This window comes from Paenibacillus glucanolyticus NBRC 15330 (genome assembly GCF_004000885.1).
Taxonomy (GTDB): Bacteria; Bacillota; Bacilli; order Paenibacillales; family Paenibacillaceae; genus Paenibacillus_AQ; species Paenibacillus_AQ glucanolyticus.
On the sequence record NZ_BIMC01000034.1, the window covers coordinates 14223 to 31204 of the forward strand.

At 45.7% G+C, this 16982-nt stretch carries 10 protein-coding genes and 1 pseudogene; all 11 read left to right on the forward strand.

What is annotated here, in order from left to right; translation table 11 throughout:
• Positions 1–61 precede the first annotated feature (61 nt).
• Entirely contained in the window at positions 62–3700 is a 3639-nt protein-coding gene (locus tag PGL02S_RS27250; RefSeq protein WP_036639952.1) for an S-layer homology domain-containing protein, read from the forward strand.
• A 250-nt stretch (positions 3701–3950) separates the two neighbouring features.
• The gene (locus PGL02S_RS27255; protein ID WP_006213071.1) at positions 3951–4295 is read left to right on the forward strand and encodes a hypothetical protein; all 345 of its coding nucleotides are present in this window, start codon (positions 3951–3953) and stop codon (positions 4293–4295) included.
• Between the two features lie 368 nt (positions 4296–4663).
• Entirely contained in the window at positions 4664–7699 is a 3036-nt protein-coding gene (locus tag PGL02S_RS27260; RefSeq protein ID WP_063455966.1) for an Ig-like domain-containing domain, read from the forward strand.
• Positions 7700–7777: 78 nt separating this feature from the next.
• Positions 7778–8275: a hypothetical protein gene (locus PGL02S_RS27265; RefSeq protein ID WP_036639950.1), complete on the forward strand. Its 498-nt coding sequence runs from the start codon at positions 7778–7780 to the stop codon at positions 8273–8275.
• Between the two features lie 181 nt (positions 8276–8456).
• Positions 8457–8744, forward strand: coding sequence for an alpha/beta-type small acid-soluble spore protein (locus PGL02S_RS27270; RefSeq protein ID WP_036639948.1), 288 nt, complete (start codon positions 8457–8459; stop codon positions 8742–8744).
• Between the two features lie 225 nt (positions 8745–8969).
• Positions 8970–10175 (forward strand): methionine adenosyltransferase, encoded by a 1206-nt coding sequence (metK, locus tag PGL02S_RS27275; protein WP_036639946.1) that lies wholly within the window; start codon positions 8970–8972, stop codon positions 10173–10175.
• Between the two features lie 454 nt (positions 10176–10629).
• Positions 10630–13332 carry a stalk domain-containing protein gene (locus PGL02S_RS27280; protein WP_036639943.1) on the forward strand — a complete coding sequence of 901 codons (2703 nt, stop codon included), beginning with the start codon at positions 10630–10632 and terminating at the stop codon, positions 13330–13332.
• Positions 13333–13377: 45 nt separating this feature from the next.
• Positions 13378–14532, forward strand: coding sequence for a sensor histidine kinase (locus PGL02S_RS27285; RefSeq protein ID WP_006213064.1), 1155 nt, complete (start codon positions 13378–13380; stop codon positions 14530–14532).
• A 4-nt stretch (positions 14533–14536) separates the two neighbouring features.
• Positions 14537–15259 carry a response regulator gene (locus PGL02S_RS27290; RefSeq protein WP_006213063.1) on the forward strand — a complete coding sequence of 241 codons (723 nt, stop codon included), beginning with the start codon at positions 14537–14539 and terminating at the stop codon, positions 15257–15259.
• Positions 15260–15503: 244 nt separating this feature from the next.
• Positions 15504–15926, forward strand: coding sequence for a hypothetical protein (locus tag PGL02S_RS27295; protein ID WP_036639941.1), 423 nt, complete (start codon positions 15504–15506; stop codon positions 15924–15926).
• A 475-nt stretch (positions 15927–16401) separates the two neighbouring features.
• A pseudogene (locus PGL02S_RS27300) lies at positions 16402–16982 on the forward strand (DNA/RNA helicase); the annotation flags it as partial.

Consider the following 16982-nt stretch of genomic DNA (forward strand, 5'->3'; position numbering starts at 1 on the left):
AGTGAACGACGCAACAACCAAAACGGACTCCAACGTCCGAATGATCAAGGAGGCACGACCGTTGAAGAAAAATTTCCGTACTATAGCAAGCCTGTTACTGGCTGTAGCTATGTTCTTTTCCCTAATTCCGGCTTTACCGGCTTCAGCTGCTAATGGAGCTTTGTATTTTCACTTTTCTAATTTAAGCACAGATCCGAATTCACCAACGCCGGAGAACCGGAGCTCTATTTCGGTTTCAGGTACCTACAACGGCATTAATCCGAATACCATTCAGTATGAGATCAAACGTTTTGATGACACAACTACGGGCGGTACCGGCGTAAAGCCGATCCTGAACGAAGCAGCGAATACGTTCGAGTTTCTGAATGTGCAGTTGAATCAAGGCGTGAACAAAATCATCGTGTCCGGTATGAGCACGCAAGGCCAGCAGATGAGTGCCACGGCTTATGTGAAGTTCTCCGATGTACCTGCTGTGTATGAAGTAGCGCTCAGCGATGGACGCGTGTTGGAAGAGAACGCCTCCAAACCGGTTGTGGTGACCACGCAGACTGTTAGTATCTCGGTCAAAGCAACCAACGGTTCGAAGGGCGTGACCGTTAACGGTATGGCTATGTATGCCGGCGGCGGGGACACGTATTACTCCGCAGGGCTCCCATTGAAGAAGGGTGTTAACGATTTGGTGATCGTTGTGAACTCCGAATCGAAATCCCAGACCATCAACAGACAGATCGTTTATCATCCGACAGGCTCCTTGACGGTCAATCAACTGAAGATCGGCAGCACAAATATCGATGGGCAGGCGGTTGTAACCGGTAATGTCAACGGCGTTATCTCCGGTTATGTTATCGTGGATGCCCCTCCGGCTGGTACGCCTGTTGTTGCCCCAACTCTGGATGTCACCGTAGCTCCACTAGGATCCGCGGTGCCAATCATGAACTCGCCGGCACCTGTAGGTGCAGCGACCGTACTGGGTAGTACCTTGATGTACCCTTTTACAACCACTGGCTCGGTGAATATTACGCAGAGCGGGGAGTATATTGTTTACATTAAGGACACTAATTCAGGGTTTGACGTGCAGAATACCTTTACTTATCGGGATGTTAACGCACCTACAATCAAGCAGGTGTACCAGCTATATGGCGTAACGGAGAGTGGCGGTGCGGTATCAGCTACTTCCCAATCCATTTTCCCGAGTGGTAACGATACAGTCTTAAACGAACTGCCTATTTATTTAATGGTGGACCAAGTGAACGCAGGTAACGTTGAGATTGAATCCAGCAAGGGCGGCGGGACGATTGCCCAGAAATTCACCTACAACGGTAACACGGTCTTCAAGATCACAAACCTGCCTACAGGTCAGCAAAATCTGATCATCAAGGCCAGCAATGGATCGGGCGTCTCCGATACCAAGGTGATTCCGGTAACGTTCCTGTCTTCCACATATATCGATATTTTTAACTTGTATAACAATCAGGTGTTTAAGAACAGTTCAGATTTTAATCAAGTCACAGGACGTATTGTCAACTACACGGGTACAGCAGGACTTACCATTTCCTTGAATGGTAACACGCGCGATTTGCCGGTGAGCGGAAATGGTGAGTTCAGTTTCACGGATACGACATTCCTGCAGCTGATTCCAGGTCCGAATACGTTGGTTGTCGCTGACAAGAGCGGGAAAATTTCGACGAAGCTGACCCTGCTTTATTTTAGCGATACCCGTTCGGTAATCAAAAACATGATTCCATTCCCGGTTGGCTCCGCAACGGAATCCGATCCAGATGGATTGTTCAGAGAAACGGCTGAAAATGCTTATAACACATATGAGAAGGCCCTGGGTCTTCGCTTTGAAGTTGAATACACCGACGAAATTACGGTCAACCTCAGTCATCCAACACCAACCATTTTTGCAGTATTCACGAAAAATAATGTTGGCACATGGACTCTTTCAGGTGGGGCACTGAAGACTCAATTGGACGCTATCAACCAAGCGGATCACAGTCTGTACTATTCGATTGTCAACGGAGCTAACTCCAGCTCTGCCCGCGTTGTATTTAAAGAGCTTGCTCTTCCAGAGGTTGGACTGCAGGCGATTAGCATCGGTTCGCGTTATCAATCCGTCACGACTACGGATACCATCGAAATTACACGTGAGCGTGCTCCTTACCAAGTGCTGTCTCCTAAGCTTCCTAACGAAGGCGTGTTGAAACAGAACTTTGTAGAGGTGAGCATCAAGGCAGAGGGAGCCGACTCGATTCTGATCGGCAAGACGCCAATGGTGAAATCCGAGACCAGCGACATCTTCCGTCTTGAGGTCAAGAACCTGAAAAACGGCAAAAACACGATTAAGTTCACGATTGAACAAGGCACCAAAAAGACCAATGGACAGTTTGTTGTAACTTACACAGATGATGCAACAGAGGGTTCCCAGTTTAAAACGAATATTTCAAAATCGGGCAAAGTATCGGTATTTAAAGGCGGCGTATCGCTCTCTTTACCTAAAGGCACCGTGCTTCAGCAGGCAAAATCAAGTCCGAATGCAGAAGTACCGACCATCAACCTTCTTGGTGAACACGACATCCTGTTCGGTATCGCGAATCAGATTGATGGACGGACCATTAAGGCCTATAACCGAATCGGAGAAATCGAGAACGGTGTTGAAATGGACGGACGCCTGGCATTGATCCCAGGGGATAACAACAATGCATTCCGTTTCACGCCAGCTGCGCATTTCGGATATGCTTCCCCGCTTTACTGGCTGGATGCAGGTTCACTTAATGCTTACAGCAGCAACGTGGAAGACTTTAATGTAAAAGTGGCAACTCATCCATATGCGAAAGGGCACGAGTTCCATCAACGCCTGATTCCGCAGAACTGGATGGAGCTGTCCCAAAAAGGTACGATTACCTTGAAATACGATTCCGCGCTGGTAAACTCGGCATCCAGCAACCTGGGAATCTGGTGGTATAACCCTTCCCAGGGCACTTGGATTAACATTGGCGGAAAAGTAGATGCCAAGAAAAAAACAATCACGGCACCTTTCAAAGGCTTTGGTTATTATGCAGTTAAATCCTTGCGTTACAGCTATTCCGATGCGATCTCGCACAAAACGGCCCGCAACGATATTGAGTTGATGTTGGCCAGAGGATACATGAAGGCGTCCAAGCAAGATGCGTTTGGCGTGTATGATCCGATGACCCGCGGTGAGTTTGCTACCATTGTAGTGAAGCTGCTGGATATCCCGTTGGATTACGACACGGATAAGAACAAGTTAACCTTCGATGATATTTATCAGGAAAGTGTAGTTAACAGCATGCAGTGGGATTACCGTTATATCGAGACAGCGGCCAGAAAAGGAATCATTCGCGGCATCGCCCCACGAAGTTTTGCTCCGAATATGGAACTGACTCGGGAAGAGGCGGCGAACATCATCGCACGTGCATTGAACCTGAAGATGGGCGAAATCGAGAAAGATAAAGCGGCACTTCAGAAGGAGTTCGAAGATGTTGGCAATATCAAGTCGAATTACTCCTATCCAGCCATTCTTGCCGTGAACAAGGCCGGTATTCTGACGGGTATCGCCAACAGTTTGAAAGAGGGCGAGAAAAAGCCAACGTACAACTTTAACCCGGATGCTGTGCTGAATCGTGCAGATACGGCAACCGTCGTAAAACGCATGATGAGCAAGCTCAAAATGCTGTAAGTTATATTAATAAGTAGAACTGCATGACAAAAGGAACGAGAGCACCCGCCCAATTTCTGATGGCAGTGCTCTCGTTTATATTTGTGTAGCATCCGTGAGAAAAGGGTATTTATAACATAAATAACAAGATCTTATGGGTGCTGTTAGGGTACACGAAAACGTTTACCAATATCTATTGTTTTGTAATTTCATGTAGAATACGCTACAATAGCGGGAGCACATACTATTTTTAGAGGGTGAAGATGAATTTATGAAGCCGATATTATCAAAAGCGCAGCTCGACTACATGAAGGCGAAGACCAAGTTCGAGGAAAAAGCCAAAGTGATGGAGAAGAAAATTGAGCTGGCTCGTGCCGCTCATGATGAGATAACTCAGGAAGTCATGGAGGGACTCGTTGTTGAGACAGGCTTTCATGATTCATTTAACGAAATGACAGCGGCTGAGAATGCGTTGATCCAATGGTCACACACTACAATTAAACATGATAAGACATATCGTACGAATAAATCCGAAATTGACATGATGTACAGTACATTGCATAGTAACCCGGAAATGCGAGCACGAATCATCCAGCTTGCTATGAAGATTCGCTAGTATTCTACAAAGGCGCCCAGAGGGCGTCTTTTTTTGTTGTCGTTATATGTAAATGGACAATTGTTATATGAAGTGATGGAACTTCGAAAAATATTTTTAAAAAAACTTTGCAACAGCCGCAACTTTTTGGAAATTCAAACGTTTATAATGTAGAGCCCAACGAGGTAACCAAGATTATCCGAAACAAGAAACTTGTCTATTAATTAGAAAAATGTTCTTTACGGTGTTGGGGACTCGTTGTATAATACCTAGGTAGGATTAGGAATCTATTCTAGTATGTAGTGTTCATTCGTTAACAAGATTCTGTGATATCGTCACAGACATCATTTATGATTTATGCTCAACTCGAGAAAGGAGGTGCAGGACAAATGAGTGATAAGAGCTACCAAATTAAAGAAAATAATCAAGTGATGATTCAAGGAGGAGAAAAAAAGGTTATGAAGAAAATTTTATCCGTAGCACTGTCTACAGCAATGGCATTCTCCATGTTTGCTTCTGTTGCATTCGGTGACGATGCGCTTAACACACAACAGAAATTTGATGTACTGAAAGAAAAAGGGATCTTCACTGGTTACCCAGACGGAACTGCTGGTCTGGACAAAGACATGACTCGCGCTGAGTTTGCTAAAGTCTTGGTTGGTATCATGGGTCTTGAGCCAATCGAAGGTAAAGCATCTTTCAAAGACAAAAACTACAAAGCTGACAAATGGCCAGCTCCTTATGTAGAAGCAGTTTACGCTGCTGGTCTGATGGAAGGTAAAAACACAACGAAAATGATCTTCGACTTCAACGGTAAAATCACCGTTCAAGAAATGGCGAAAGTTCTCGTTCTTGCTCAAAAACTTGAAATCCCAACAGAAACTAACAACAACGCTTCTGACTGGGCTAAAGGTTATGTTCAAGCAGCAATCAACTCTGGTTTGGTAGATGCTAAAGCTAACCCTAAAGCTAACGCTTCCCGTTCCCAACTGGTTGACGTTGCTTACTCCATCTACTTGGCTCAACAAAAACCAGCTGTAGTTTCTTACAAAGTATCCGACAACGGACGCACTGTTGAGTTTACGCTCGCTAACAGTGAAGTTGTTAAAGTGAACCTTGAAAAAGCACTGGTTCCTAACACGGATACTACTGTAGAATTCAAGCACAACAACTACGATTACAAAGAAACTGTAAAATGGGTTGTTACTGATGCTTCTAAAGTTCAAAGCGTAGCAGCAAACAACCTGAAAGAAGTTGTAGTTACTTTTGATGGTGAGGTTGATAAAACAACTGCTGAAATCAAAGATAACTACAAACTTAGCGGCAGTGTTGATGTAGAATCTGCAGTTCTGAATGATGCTAAAAATGCAGTTACCTTGACTGTTAAAACTAAGCTGAACAACCAACAAAAATACAGCTTGAACGTTTCTGGTATTAAAGCTGGAACTAAAGTGATCTCTGTTTCCAACTTTGAATTTGCTCCGGTTGACGTAGCACTTCCAGAAGTGGTAAGTGTAACAGGTCTTGGAACTAAAGCGGTGAAAATTGTATTTAGTGAGCCAGTACAACAAACTTATACTGCTAGCTTCTTGCTGGATGGCAAAGGCTTCTACGGCAGCAGTCAGTATAACGGCCGTGAATTGATCATTAAATCCGACTTGCCAGTAGGTGAGCATACGCTGACTGTCGAGGGTGTTACAGATTTCAATAACTTCAAGTCTTTGAAATCCGAGCACAAATTCACAGTAGCAGAGGATAAAACAGCTCCAACAATTGCTGAAGCTGTTGGAACGCTTGAGAAATTGACGCTGACTTTCAGTGAAGATGTTGACAGCGATACTGTTGTTAAAGAAAACATTTATCACCTGCGTGGAGCTTCCAAAATTAAGCCGGACAGTGTTGTAAGAATTGCAGCGAACAAATATGAAGTATACTTCAGTGCCGCGAATGCACTTCCTACTTATGCTACCAACATTTTTGTTGAAGGTGTGAAGGATTACTCCGGTAACGTAATCACTGAAACTTCCAAGCAAATTACTGCGACTGTTGACACCGAGCGCCCACAAGTTGTTGATGCTCGTGTTAACCAAACTGATTCCAAACAATTGTTGATTACATTCAGCAAAGGTATTGCTGACAAGCAATCCTGGACGAAATTGATCACAGTTAAGGACAAAGATGGTAAAGTGCGTCCAGTTTCCGGTGCTAATCTTAAGTCCGGTACTAACAATGTTCTGGAAGTGAATTTCTTCTCGGCATTGCCACAAGGAACTAACTCTCTGGAAGTTAAAGGTATTAGAGATAACACTGTTCTTGGGAACGTGCTTCTCGATTACACAACTACATTCAATGTAGGTGACACAGGTGCACCTGAATTTGCAGGAGCTTCCTTCAAAATTGACAATGAAGCTCGTCGTGCAGTGATCTACTTTAACGAAGCAATGGATGTAGCTTCCTTGACTAACCCTGCTAACTATTCCATCACTTTCGATGGTAAGGCAATTGCGCTTCCTAGTAACGCAGTTATCTCTGTGATCGAAAATGGTAAAGGTGTAGTTATTGATTTGCCAGTACAAATCAATGGTCGTGATGTAACTTCTGCTCTTTGGACTGCAATTCGTGTTCAAGGTGTGAAAGATCTTGAAGGAAACTACCTGGAGAACTTTACGACTGGTGATATCCTTGTAGGTGACTACAACAAACTTAATGCTTCCAAAACTTATGGTGACGGACACACAGGTGCTCTCGTTTCCAATAAAAAAGTAGAAGTGAAGGTAGACCAAGCGGTTGAGCGTTTCGTAGGTCAAACTGGAGACGTTAAAGCTTATGTTGGTGGTACTGAAATTAGTGTTGCTAATGTAACTGCAAACAACTCTAACATCATCACTGTTGAATTGGTTAACCCAATTTACACAACTACAGGTCTGACAGTTGTATTTAACGAAGCAGACTTCCGCACGGTTGCACAAAGCACTATTAAGCTGGGTCAAGTAGGTTCTCCTGTAACAGTAGGTGACTCAACCTATACTCTGAATGACAAAGTTGCTCCAGAAGTGAAACTTGCAGATGGTCAAACTACATTCCCAGTAGGAACAGCTACAGGTTCTACTTACGAAGTAAACATTGACTTCACTGAAGCTTTGAAAGCTAACATCAATGAAGATCTGCTTGCTCAAGACTTTGTTGTAACACGTTTGACTGGTGCTACAGCTAACATTCCAGTTAAATCTGATACAGCTAACCAAAAAGCGTTCTTTGAAATCGTAAAAGTTGATGCTGATACTCTTAAAGTTGTAATTACTGACACTACTGTAACGGATGGTGCAGGACTTTACACAATCGGTATTCGCGAAGATGCTAAATACGTTCAAGACGTAGCTGGTAACACTGTTAAAGCATTTGAAGCTATTCGCACAGCGAAATAAGTAATACCTTAGATGGAGCAAGGGTGCTTTTATAGCCCCTTGCTTTTTTCTTTATAAAAATTGGTTTATGGAGGTACAATGAAAAAGTCTAAAATAATAGCTATAACTGCTGTTTTAGGTGTTGCTTTTTGTGTTAACTCCATCCTCAACACCCCCGCCGACGGCGCAGGCACAACCCCTGGCACCACTGACGACCCGGTCGTCACCAAAAGCTACGTAGACCAACAAATCCAACAAGCGCTGAATGGCGGTAGTGGAGGGAATACCAATCCCACAAATCCAACTCAACCATCGCAAGGTGCTGATGAAGTCAAGAACGTTGCTCTGAAACCTGGTAAGATCTTGATTGCCGATGCTGGAACAGAATTTATTGTGCGTTCAGGTAATGCTGTGATTTATACTGAAGTCTCCAGTGGCGTTGCAGACCTTACGGACGGTAAGGATCTGTTGAATGGACAAGCTGCGCCTAAGAATCATCTGCTCTCGTTTCCACGTGAAGGCCGAGGCATTCAGGTGAAAGAAGGACAGACCAGCAATCTGATTGTCATGGTACGTGGTGGTTACACCATTAAATAGTGATCCTAAAAGGGGCGCTTGACACATGATAATACAGCTTTATCTTACCAGTGGTATGAAGATGATCACCCGACTATCTACTCATAATTATTGCCATTAGTGACAACGTTTTATACGTGTGAAGGCTGTAATCTCGACAAATAATAACTTCTGTAAATACCATTACAGGAGGTGTTTGAACATGGCACGAAGTAGTAGAAATCGTCAAGTGGTACCCGAATGCCGTGAAATGCTGAAACAGATGAAATATGAGATCGCAGCTGAGTTTGGATTGCATGTTGGTTACGGCGGCGGCTCAAATGGAGCGGATACGGAATTTGGTTCAGAACTTGGAGCCATCGGAGGAGGATCCTCTAGTCGCCGTGCTGGATGGGGGCATTTGACATCCCGTGAGAACGGATCTGTTGGTGGGGAAATTACCAAGCGTTTGGTTCAGAACGCCGAGCAAAGCATTCTGGGAAGACTGTAGGTTTTTCATAATTTCGGTAAGAACTTATTCTTGAATAACTTCGATATGAAAAACCAAGAAAATCCTTGAGAATCAGCTCACTAACTGGATTGACACCTGGTAACAAATAAGTTAATATGCATGTTGAGGATTGTACATTTCAAACCTTTTCCGATAGGAAAAGGTTCATTTTTTGTGTAGGACCTCTTGATATATCATATACTATTCATATGGGAGGTTGATCTCATGTCTTTAACAGGGCGACGTTTATTTACATCTGAGTCCGTAACTGAAGGACATCCGGATAAAATCTGTGACCAGATTTCCGATGCGGTACTCGATGCTTTTTTGGCTAACGATCCCAACGCACGCGTAGCTTGTGAAGTCTCCGTGGCAACGGGTCTTGTTTTGGTCATTGGAGAAATTAGCACTAAATCAGAATACGTGGATATTCCATCCATCGTACGCAATACCGTGAAGGAAATCGGGTATACCCGTGCAAAATACGGTTTTGATTTCAATACATGCGCGGTGCTGACATCGCTGAATGAGCAATCTGCTGATATTGCACAGGGGGTAAACGCTGCACTGGAGAATCGTGATCCTTCCCAAGTGGACAAGGAGACCGAGAACATCGGTGCTGGCGACCAAGGCTTGATGTTTGGTTTTGCAACCAACGAAACGCCAGAACTGATGCCTCTTCCAATCGCATTGTCCCACCGTATTGCTCGTCGTTTGTCTGAGGTTCGTAAAGACGGTACGCTGGAATACCTGCGTCCAGATGGTAAAACCCAGGTGACGGTTGAGTATGATGGCAATAAACCAGTGCGTGTAGATACGATCGTTGTATCGACTCAGCATGCTGAAGAAGCAACTCTGGAACAAATCCAGAAGGACATCAAAGAACAAGTCATTCTTCCTGTGGTACCAGCTGAGCTGCTGGACGCAGAAACGAAATATTTTATTAATCCTACAGGTCGTTTTGTTATCGGTGGTCCTCAAGGGGATGCCGGTCTGACAGGACGTAAAATCATCGTCGACACCTACGGCGGCTACGCTCGTCATGGCGGCGGTGCATTCTCCGGCAAGGATCCTACAAAAGTAGACCGTTCCGCTGCTTACGCGGCTCGCTACGTGGCTAAGAACTTGGTTGCAGCGGGTCTGGCGGACAAGTGTGAAATTCAATTGGCTTACGCCATCGGTGTAGCAAATCCAGTTTCGATTAGTGTTGATACTTACGGTACGGGTAAAGTAAGTGAAGAGAAATTGGTGGAGCTTGTGCGGGGCAACTTCGATCTGCGTCCGGCTGGCATTATCCGTATGCTCGATCTTCGCCGTCCAATCTACAAGCAAACAGCTGCTTACGGCCATTTTGGACGAACCGATCTGGATCTTCCTTGGGAGCGCGTAGATAAAGTGGAAGCTTTGAAGGAACAAGCTGCAGCGAACTAAGTTTCGTATCTGGAAAAGTTTTAAACTGCTGAGTTACGAACCTTGGCATCTTTTCGAAGAGTAAATCATGGTCAGCGACTGTTTATATATCTGCTAATTCGTTTATTAATAGAGCATTACTCTATTAACCGACGCAGACTTATTACAAAAATGAAACAATTATAAAGCTGATGCCTATTATGGGTATCAGCTTTTTTTAATAATTTATTGGAAAAAGAGGAATATAATTTATGACAAACTAGTTACTTTTAGATGAAATTATAGTAACATAGGGTTGAATTACATACACTCTCAAAAAATGCTACTACATTTTTGCTAGAACTTGATGTAAGATACGCGAAAGTGTTTTTTTTATAACAAAATCGTAACTTTTTCTCAAAAATGAAGTCTATTAATTAGAGACTTTAAATGTTCGGCATCCGTGTTGAACGAGAGATGGGAGAGTTACGATTACATGGTTAGTCAGGGGAAAACACTGAAGACTGAGAAATCAGGCGTAGGCAAAAAATGGTTGATTATTACACTGGCAGGGGTTATCTGGGTAGGTCCTGTGCTTAGCAACGGAATACCGGTTATAGAGAATCTATCGTCTTCATTTGTAGCTCATGCGGCATCCGCGTCAGCTAAGAAACTAGGTGAAGAAATCATTACTTCCGGTGCGGTTCTGATGAAATATCAGTACATTAACAGCACTGGGGGAAAATCGCTAGCCAATGTCATCCGCGTGGATCTCAATAACAAATACGTGAAGCTGGATGTCATGACAGGGCAAGGAAATCAATTTACAACGAGACAAAGCACGGGCGGAATGGCGAAGGAGAACGGCGCAGTTGCTGCGATTAACGGTGATTTTTTTAATACCGGCAGCGAAGGGGCTCCGATGGGTGCTCAAATATCGAGTGGTTTGTTGATGTCAACGCCATCTGATCTGAAAGGTATGTACGCTTTTGGTGTAACGAACGATGGAACGCCGATTCTGGACGAGTTTGCATTTTCGGGGAGTGTTACGGCTGAGAATGGAGCTTCATTCCCGCTTGCGGGCATGAACAAGGTCTCCTATGCGCCTGAAGGCACCGGATCAACGTATAGCCATGCGAATACAGCTTATATCTACACTAGTGCATGGAAGGCGGTTGAGCGTCCTAAGAACAGCTCGACGACACCAACGGAGGTTATGGTAACGGACGGCGTCATTACGGATATTTCAGTGATGGCGGGATTGCCCACAGCGATACCGGAAGGTAGCTTTATTTTGCGAACCCATGGAGCTGCAGCAGAATTCGTGAAAAAAAATCTGGCTGTCGGCCAAAAGCTGGACGCGAATTATGCGCTGGTGTCCAAAAAATCAGGTAAGGAACTGGACCCAACTACACTTCAAATGATGATTGGCGGCCATACCATTCTGGTTGATAACGGCAAGGCGACGTCATTCTCAAGAAACGTGAATTCGATTGGAGGAAGCCGGGCACGTACAGCTGTAGGTTACTCCAAAGACGGACGTTACGCCTATCTGATTGCTACGGAGAGCAATGACAATAGCAAGGGGATGACCCTTCAGCAGCTGCAGGATTTCATGACCAAGATTGGCGTATGGAAGGGAATGAACCTTGACGGGGGCGGCTCGACGACGATGGTCAACCGTCCACTGGCCGAGACCAATACCGAGCTTACCTTCAACACGGAATATGGCACGACGCAGCGCAGCATTGTAAACTCGCTTGGGGTGTTCTCAACGGCACCCAAGGGCAGCTTGAAAGGTCTGACGGTAAGCGGAAGCAACACCCTGCTCATCGGGCAGATGGGTACGTATGAACTGAAAGGCTATGATACCTATTATAATCCTATAGAAGCCGGCTCCATTAAGCCGACCTGGAAAGCCAGCAACGGCAATCTGGCCGTCAACGGACAAAGCATCAAGGCAACCAAGCCGGGTACAACAACTCTGACGGCAGTAAGCGGCAGCACAAAAGCTACCATGCAAGTTAAGGTGTTAGGTGCGGACGATATCGCCGCATTGACCACAGGCGTGTCGAGTGCTCCGCTGCAGGCAGGAACGAGCGTTTCCGTGCCGGTCACGGCCGTAACGAACAATGGTCAGAGCCTGGAAGTGCCGAGCAGCGCACTGAAATGGGAGTTCATCGGATTTAAAGGAAGTGTAAAAGACGGACGTCTGACGGTATCCTCCGTCAACAGCAATACGAAGGTCGGTTATGCTATCGCACGATATGACGGCTTTAGCACAGTTGTTATTTTATCCGCTGCAGGAGAGAGCACATGGGAGAACTTCGAGAACGTGAGTTACCCTGTGAAGTTCACCACGAATGTGCCAGCAGTTACCGGTACTGCAGCAATTAAAAATGGCAGCGGAACAAAAGCAAACTCGAAGGTCTTGAATTTGTCCTATGATATGACAGGTGGATTAGGACAGAAAATGTACGCATACGCGGAATTGAACGGCACAGCCGGGAAATCCATTCCTGCACAAGCAACGTCCATGACGATTGATGTGGAAGGAGATAATAGTCTGAATTGGCTGCGCGCTGAACTGAAGGACAATAACGGAAAAACCGTATATGTGGATCTGGCGAAAGCAATCGATTGGAGCGGCTGGAAGACTCTGAGCATGGATCTGAGTGGATATAACATTGCATTCCCGGCGCAGATGAAGCGACTGTATGTGGTCAACGTGGAAGAAGGTCAGGATGAGCGCGCTTTGACGGGTTCAGTATCTTTTGACGATATAAGGTTCATGATGCCTTCCCAATCAGGGAATGAAGGACTTCCAACTGGAAAAGCAGTCATGACTATTGGGCAAAAATCACTCGTGCTGAATGGTTCCAAAGTGGCAATTGATTCGGCGCCAATCTTGAAAAATGGAACCACCTACGTTCCGATTAAGCATGTTCTAGATGCCTTCGGCGGGCAAGCAACATGGAACCAATCCGCTCAGCGGGTAGGTGTGTTGAGAGGCGGTATGCTCATGGAACTGACGGTAGGCAAGAAGGAATTCATCCTGAACGGTAAGCGCAGTTCGGCGGCTGTCGCACCGATGGTTCAAGGTGGTAGGACTTTGGTCCCTCTTCGTCTCGTTTCCGAGCAATTAGGCCTTAAAGTAAAATGGGACAAGAACACGAAGACCGTTACGATCGAATCATGATATGGTATGATATGTATATGAAACGTTAGAAATGGAGTAGAGTGCGTGGATTATCAAGCCGATGCCATCGACCGTGTCATAAAAAACGCCATCAAAGTGATGGAGGACAGCAAATACCAGATGTTCGAAATATTGGAGGCGTCGCGGCAGGAGCTCGCGTCTCTCAATCATGAACTGCAGCGGACATTAAAAGAAACGACGGAAACTTTAGAGAAGGTAGATCAGCTAGAGCTGAACTATCGCCGTTCCCGGATCCGGCTGACCGAGGTTAGCCGGGATTTTGTCCGGTACAAGGAAGAGGATATCAAGCAGGCGTATGAGAAAGCAACGCAGCTTCAGCTTGACCTCATGATCTACCGGGAGAAGGAAATGTATCTGAAGGCAAGACGAGACGAGCTGCAGAAGCGGGTTCGTAATGTAGAGAACTCGGTGGAGCGTGCAGAATCGATTGGATCTCAGATGGGCGTGGTGCTCGAATACTTGTCCGGAGAACTGGGCCAGGTTTCCCGAATCATTGAATCTGCGAAAAACAGACAGGTGATTGGCCTGAAGATTATTCTGGCACAAGAGGAAGAACGGAAACGCATATCCCGAGAGATTCATGATGGTCCTGCCCAACTGCTGGCTAATCTGGTTCTTAGGACGGAAATTGTAGAAAGAATGCTCGCGAAGCAGGAATTTAAGATGGTGCAGGACGAAATAGTAGATTTGAAGGGCCAGGTTCGCTCGAGCCTGGAGGAAATGCGAAAAGTCATTTTCAATCTGCGTCCAATGGCACTCGATGATCTAGGATTAATCCCCACACTGCGTAAATATGTGCATGATTATGAAGAGAAATCGAAAATCCGCACGATCTTCGAGACACGGGGGAAAGAGCATCGTCTCTCTTCTGCGATGGAGGCGGCCATCTACCGGTTGGTGCAGGAAGCACTTTCGAATGCTGCAAAACATGCTTACCCGACTTATGTGCTTGTTGAGATTACTTACCAGGCGCAATTGGTCAAAATCGTTGTACAGGACAATGGCCTGGGATTCAATGTCGAATTGCTGGAACAGAAAAGCAGGGACCACTTTGGGTTAATTGGCATGCGGGAGAGGGTTGAACTGCTCGAAGGGAGAATGGAGATCGATTCAGCCGAGAACCAGGGAACCAAGATCGTGATTCATATCCCGACGAACGTAGAAAAGAGAAAGGAGTAATCGGATGGAACATATGGAGAAAGAGAACGCGATTATTAAAGTATTATTAGCCGATGACCACCAGCTGTTTAGGGAGGGTCTGAAGCGGATACTGAATATGGAGGACGACATTGACGTCATCGGTGAATGCGGTGATGGAATTCAAGTGCTTGAATTCTGTAACGAAGTGAAACCGGACATCGTGCTGATGGATATCAACATGCCAACAGAGAACGGTGTTCAAGCGACCGAGAAACTACGTGAAATGTTTCCTGAGATCAAGGTTATCATACTGTCGATTCATGATGACGAAAGTTATGTGTTTGAAACGCTCCGCAAAGGAGCTAACGGTTACCTCCTGAAGGATATGGAAGCCGAGTCACTGATTAACGCGATCCGTTCGGTACATGAGGGATATGCATTTATCCATCCAAAAGTAACAGGCAAGCTGATTCAACAGCTTCGTCGGATGACTTATGTAAACGAAGCAGGCGCTATGGCGGAAAGCGGTACGCGCGAAGCGGGAGTCAAGTTTGTGGCAGGCGAGAATAACCCATTGACAAGGCGCGAAGCGGAAGTGCTCAGACTAATGGCCGAAGGCAAGAGCAACAAGATGATTGGAGAATACCTGTTCATTAGTGAAAAAACTGTAAAAAACCACGTCAGCAGCATTTTGCAGAAGATGGAAGTGGACGACCGTACGCAAGCGGTTATCAACTCGATCAAGTATGGCTGGGTGACGTTGTAATCGCCGATCCGAATGCACGGACGCGTCTTACATAGGGAGGGAACTGCCAAGGGCGGTTCCTTTTTGTTATATTATAGAGCATATAAGTTTTCAGCGAGCTCAATAATTGCAACAAGAACAACATTCTAACTGTGTATTGTGTTAGAGCCGTTCCCGTCAAGTTTAGTGTGGGCTCTGGTTACATAACTGTCACCGTCCCCTCCTGATCAGCATATATTGTTGATAAGAGAAGGAGGTGAGTCTCATGGTTGCCCAATTGCTGTGGATACTCGCGGTGTACGGGATCGCTGTTGCTCTGGTTCATATCGTGCATGCCCGTCATCTTAGAAGAGCCGGTGAAGGCACGGGGCGGCGCAGGCATTATGTGCTGATCACGTCCAACCATGAGCGGCAGGTGGAATGGTATTTAAGAGCCCTTTCATGGTATGCCCTGCTGAGCGGGACGCGTGTGCGTGTCACCGTCCTTGATGACCAGTCTTATGATGATACGCTGAAGATTGTCCAAAGACTGACTCATTTGTCCGGAATCGAACTGGTGTACGGGACATGGAGATCCGATGGTCAGGCATCACGGGAACCCGATGCAGATTCGAATGAAGATGAAGTGATACGGATCGATCTGAGGCATCCGATGGAGGCCGTTCAGATTCCTTATGTACAGGGTTAGACATCAAAAAGTTGTTGTTTCAGCTCCCAGGATCATATTCATATTGTTGAAGGCGTGAAGCACACTCCGACCGCGTAGGTAAGAGGTGTGCTTTTTGCGTTTTTTCAAAAAAGTTGTTAGAGGATAGGATTGTGCGTTGGTGTTTATAAAAAAACATATTGTGACAGGATTCGACAAAGGACATCGAAAAGGGGAGCTATTGATGATGTGACGATCCTGGCACGGAGGTGCAGCTGTAGATATGAAACGGCCGAGTGGTTCGAGTGAATATCGGCTGTCCATCTTCATGATCATGTTTCTCTCTAATGGAATTAGATATGTTGTCTAACTTAGTTCTCTACTGATAGCAATTGAAAGCAAATTGAAAGCAATGAAAAAAATGAATAGGTACATGGGCTTTCTTAAACTTACTAGTACAGTATCAGTCACATGACCTTTACCCACTTTATATCTCTTGATATTGGAGTTGATGTCCGTGCAGATTGCTATATATGCTATTCGCACATCCGAGAAATGGGAATGTCGTCTCTCCTTAGATCTGCGGGTGGATTTTCAGTGGTGGTATGGAAAGAAGCGATGGTTGGATGAGAGTGCAAATAATCCGATATTTGTATTGTTGTCCTCCCAGATGCCGCTAGGCTGGGCTGTTGAAATTCGCGAGAAATTTCGATCCATCAATGAAATGAATGAGTGGAGTGTACGAGAGTGGCAGAACTATGTATTCCTTGGATTAAGGGGGTTTTTACTTCAAGAGCCTGAAGTCAGCAGGCCTCAGTGGGGCGCTTTGTTCAAAGAGATACAGTTGTTGAATGGAGCTCGAATAAGGTCTCTGATGGAGATGGGAAGCACTGTTGAACATGGAGCTGTGTTGATGCAGCAGGCAGAGCTGCTGATTCAGTGTATGGAAGGACGAGCCTTGCTTGCAGGCGAGGTCGAGGCTCTGTTGGCGGAGGTCGCCGGGGAGGACACCGGCGACTGGCGCTCCGCGGCCCAGCTCGGCGTCCTGCTGGGCCGCCTGCGCTTGGAAGCGGGGCTGGCACAGCCCGCCCCGCGCCA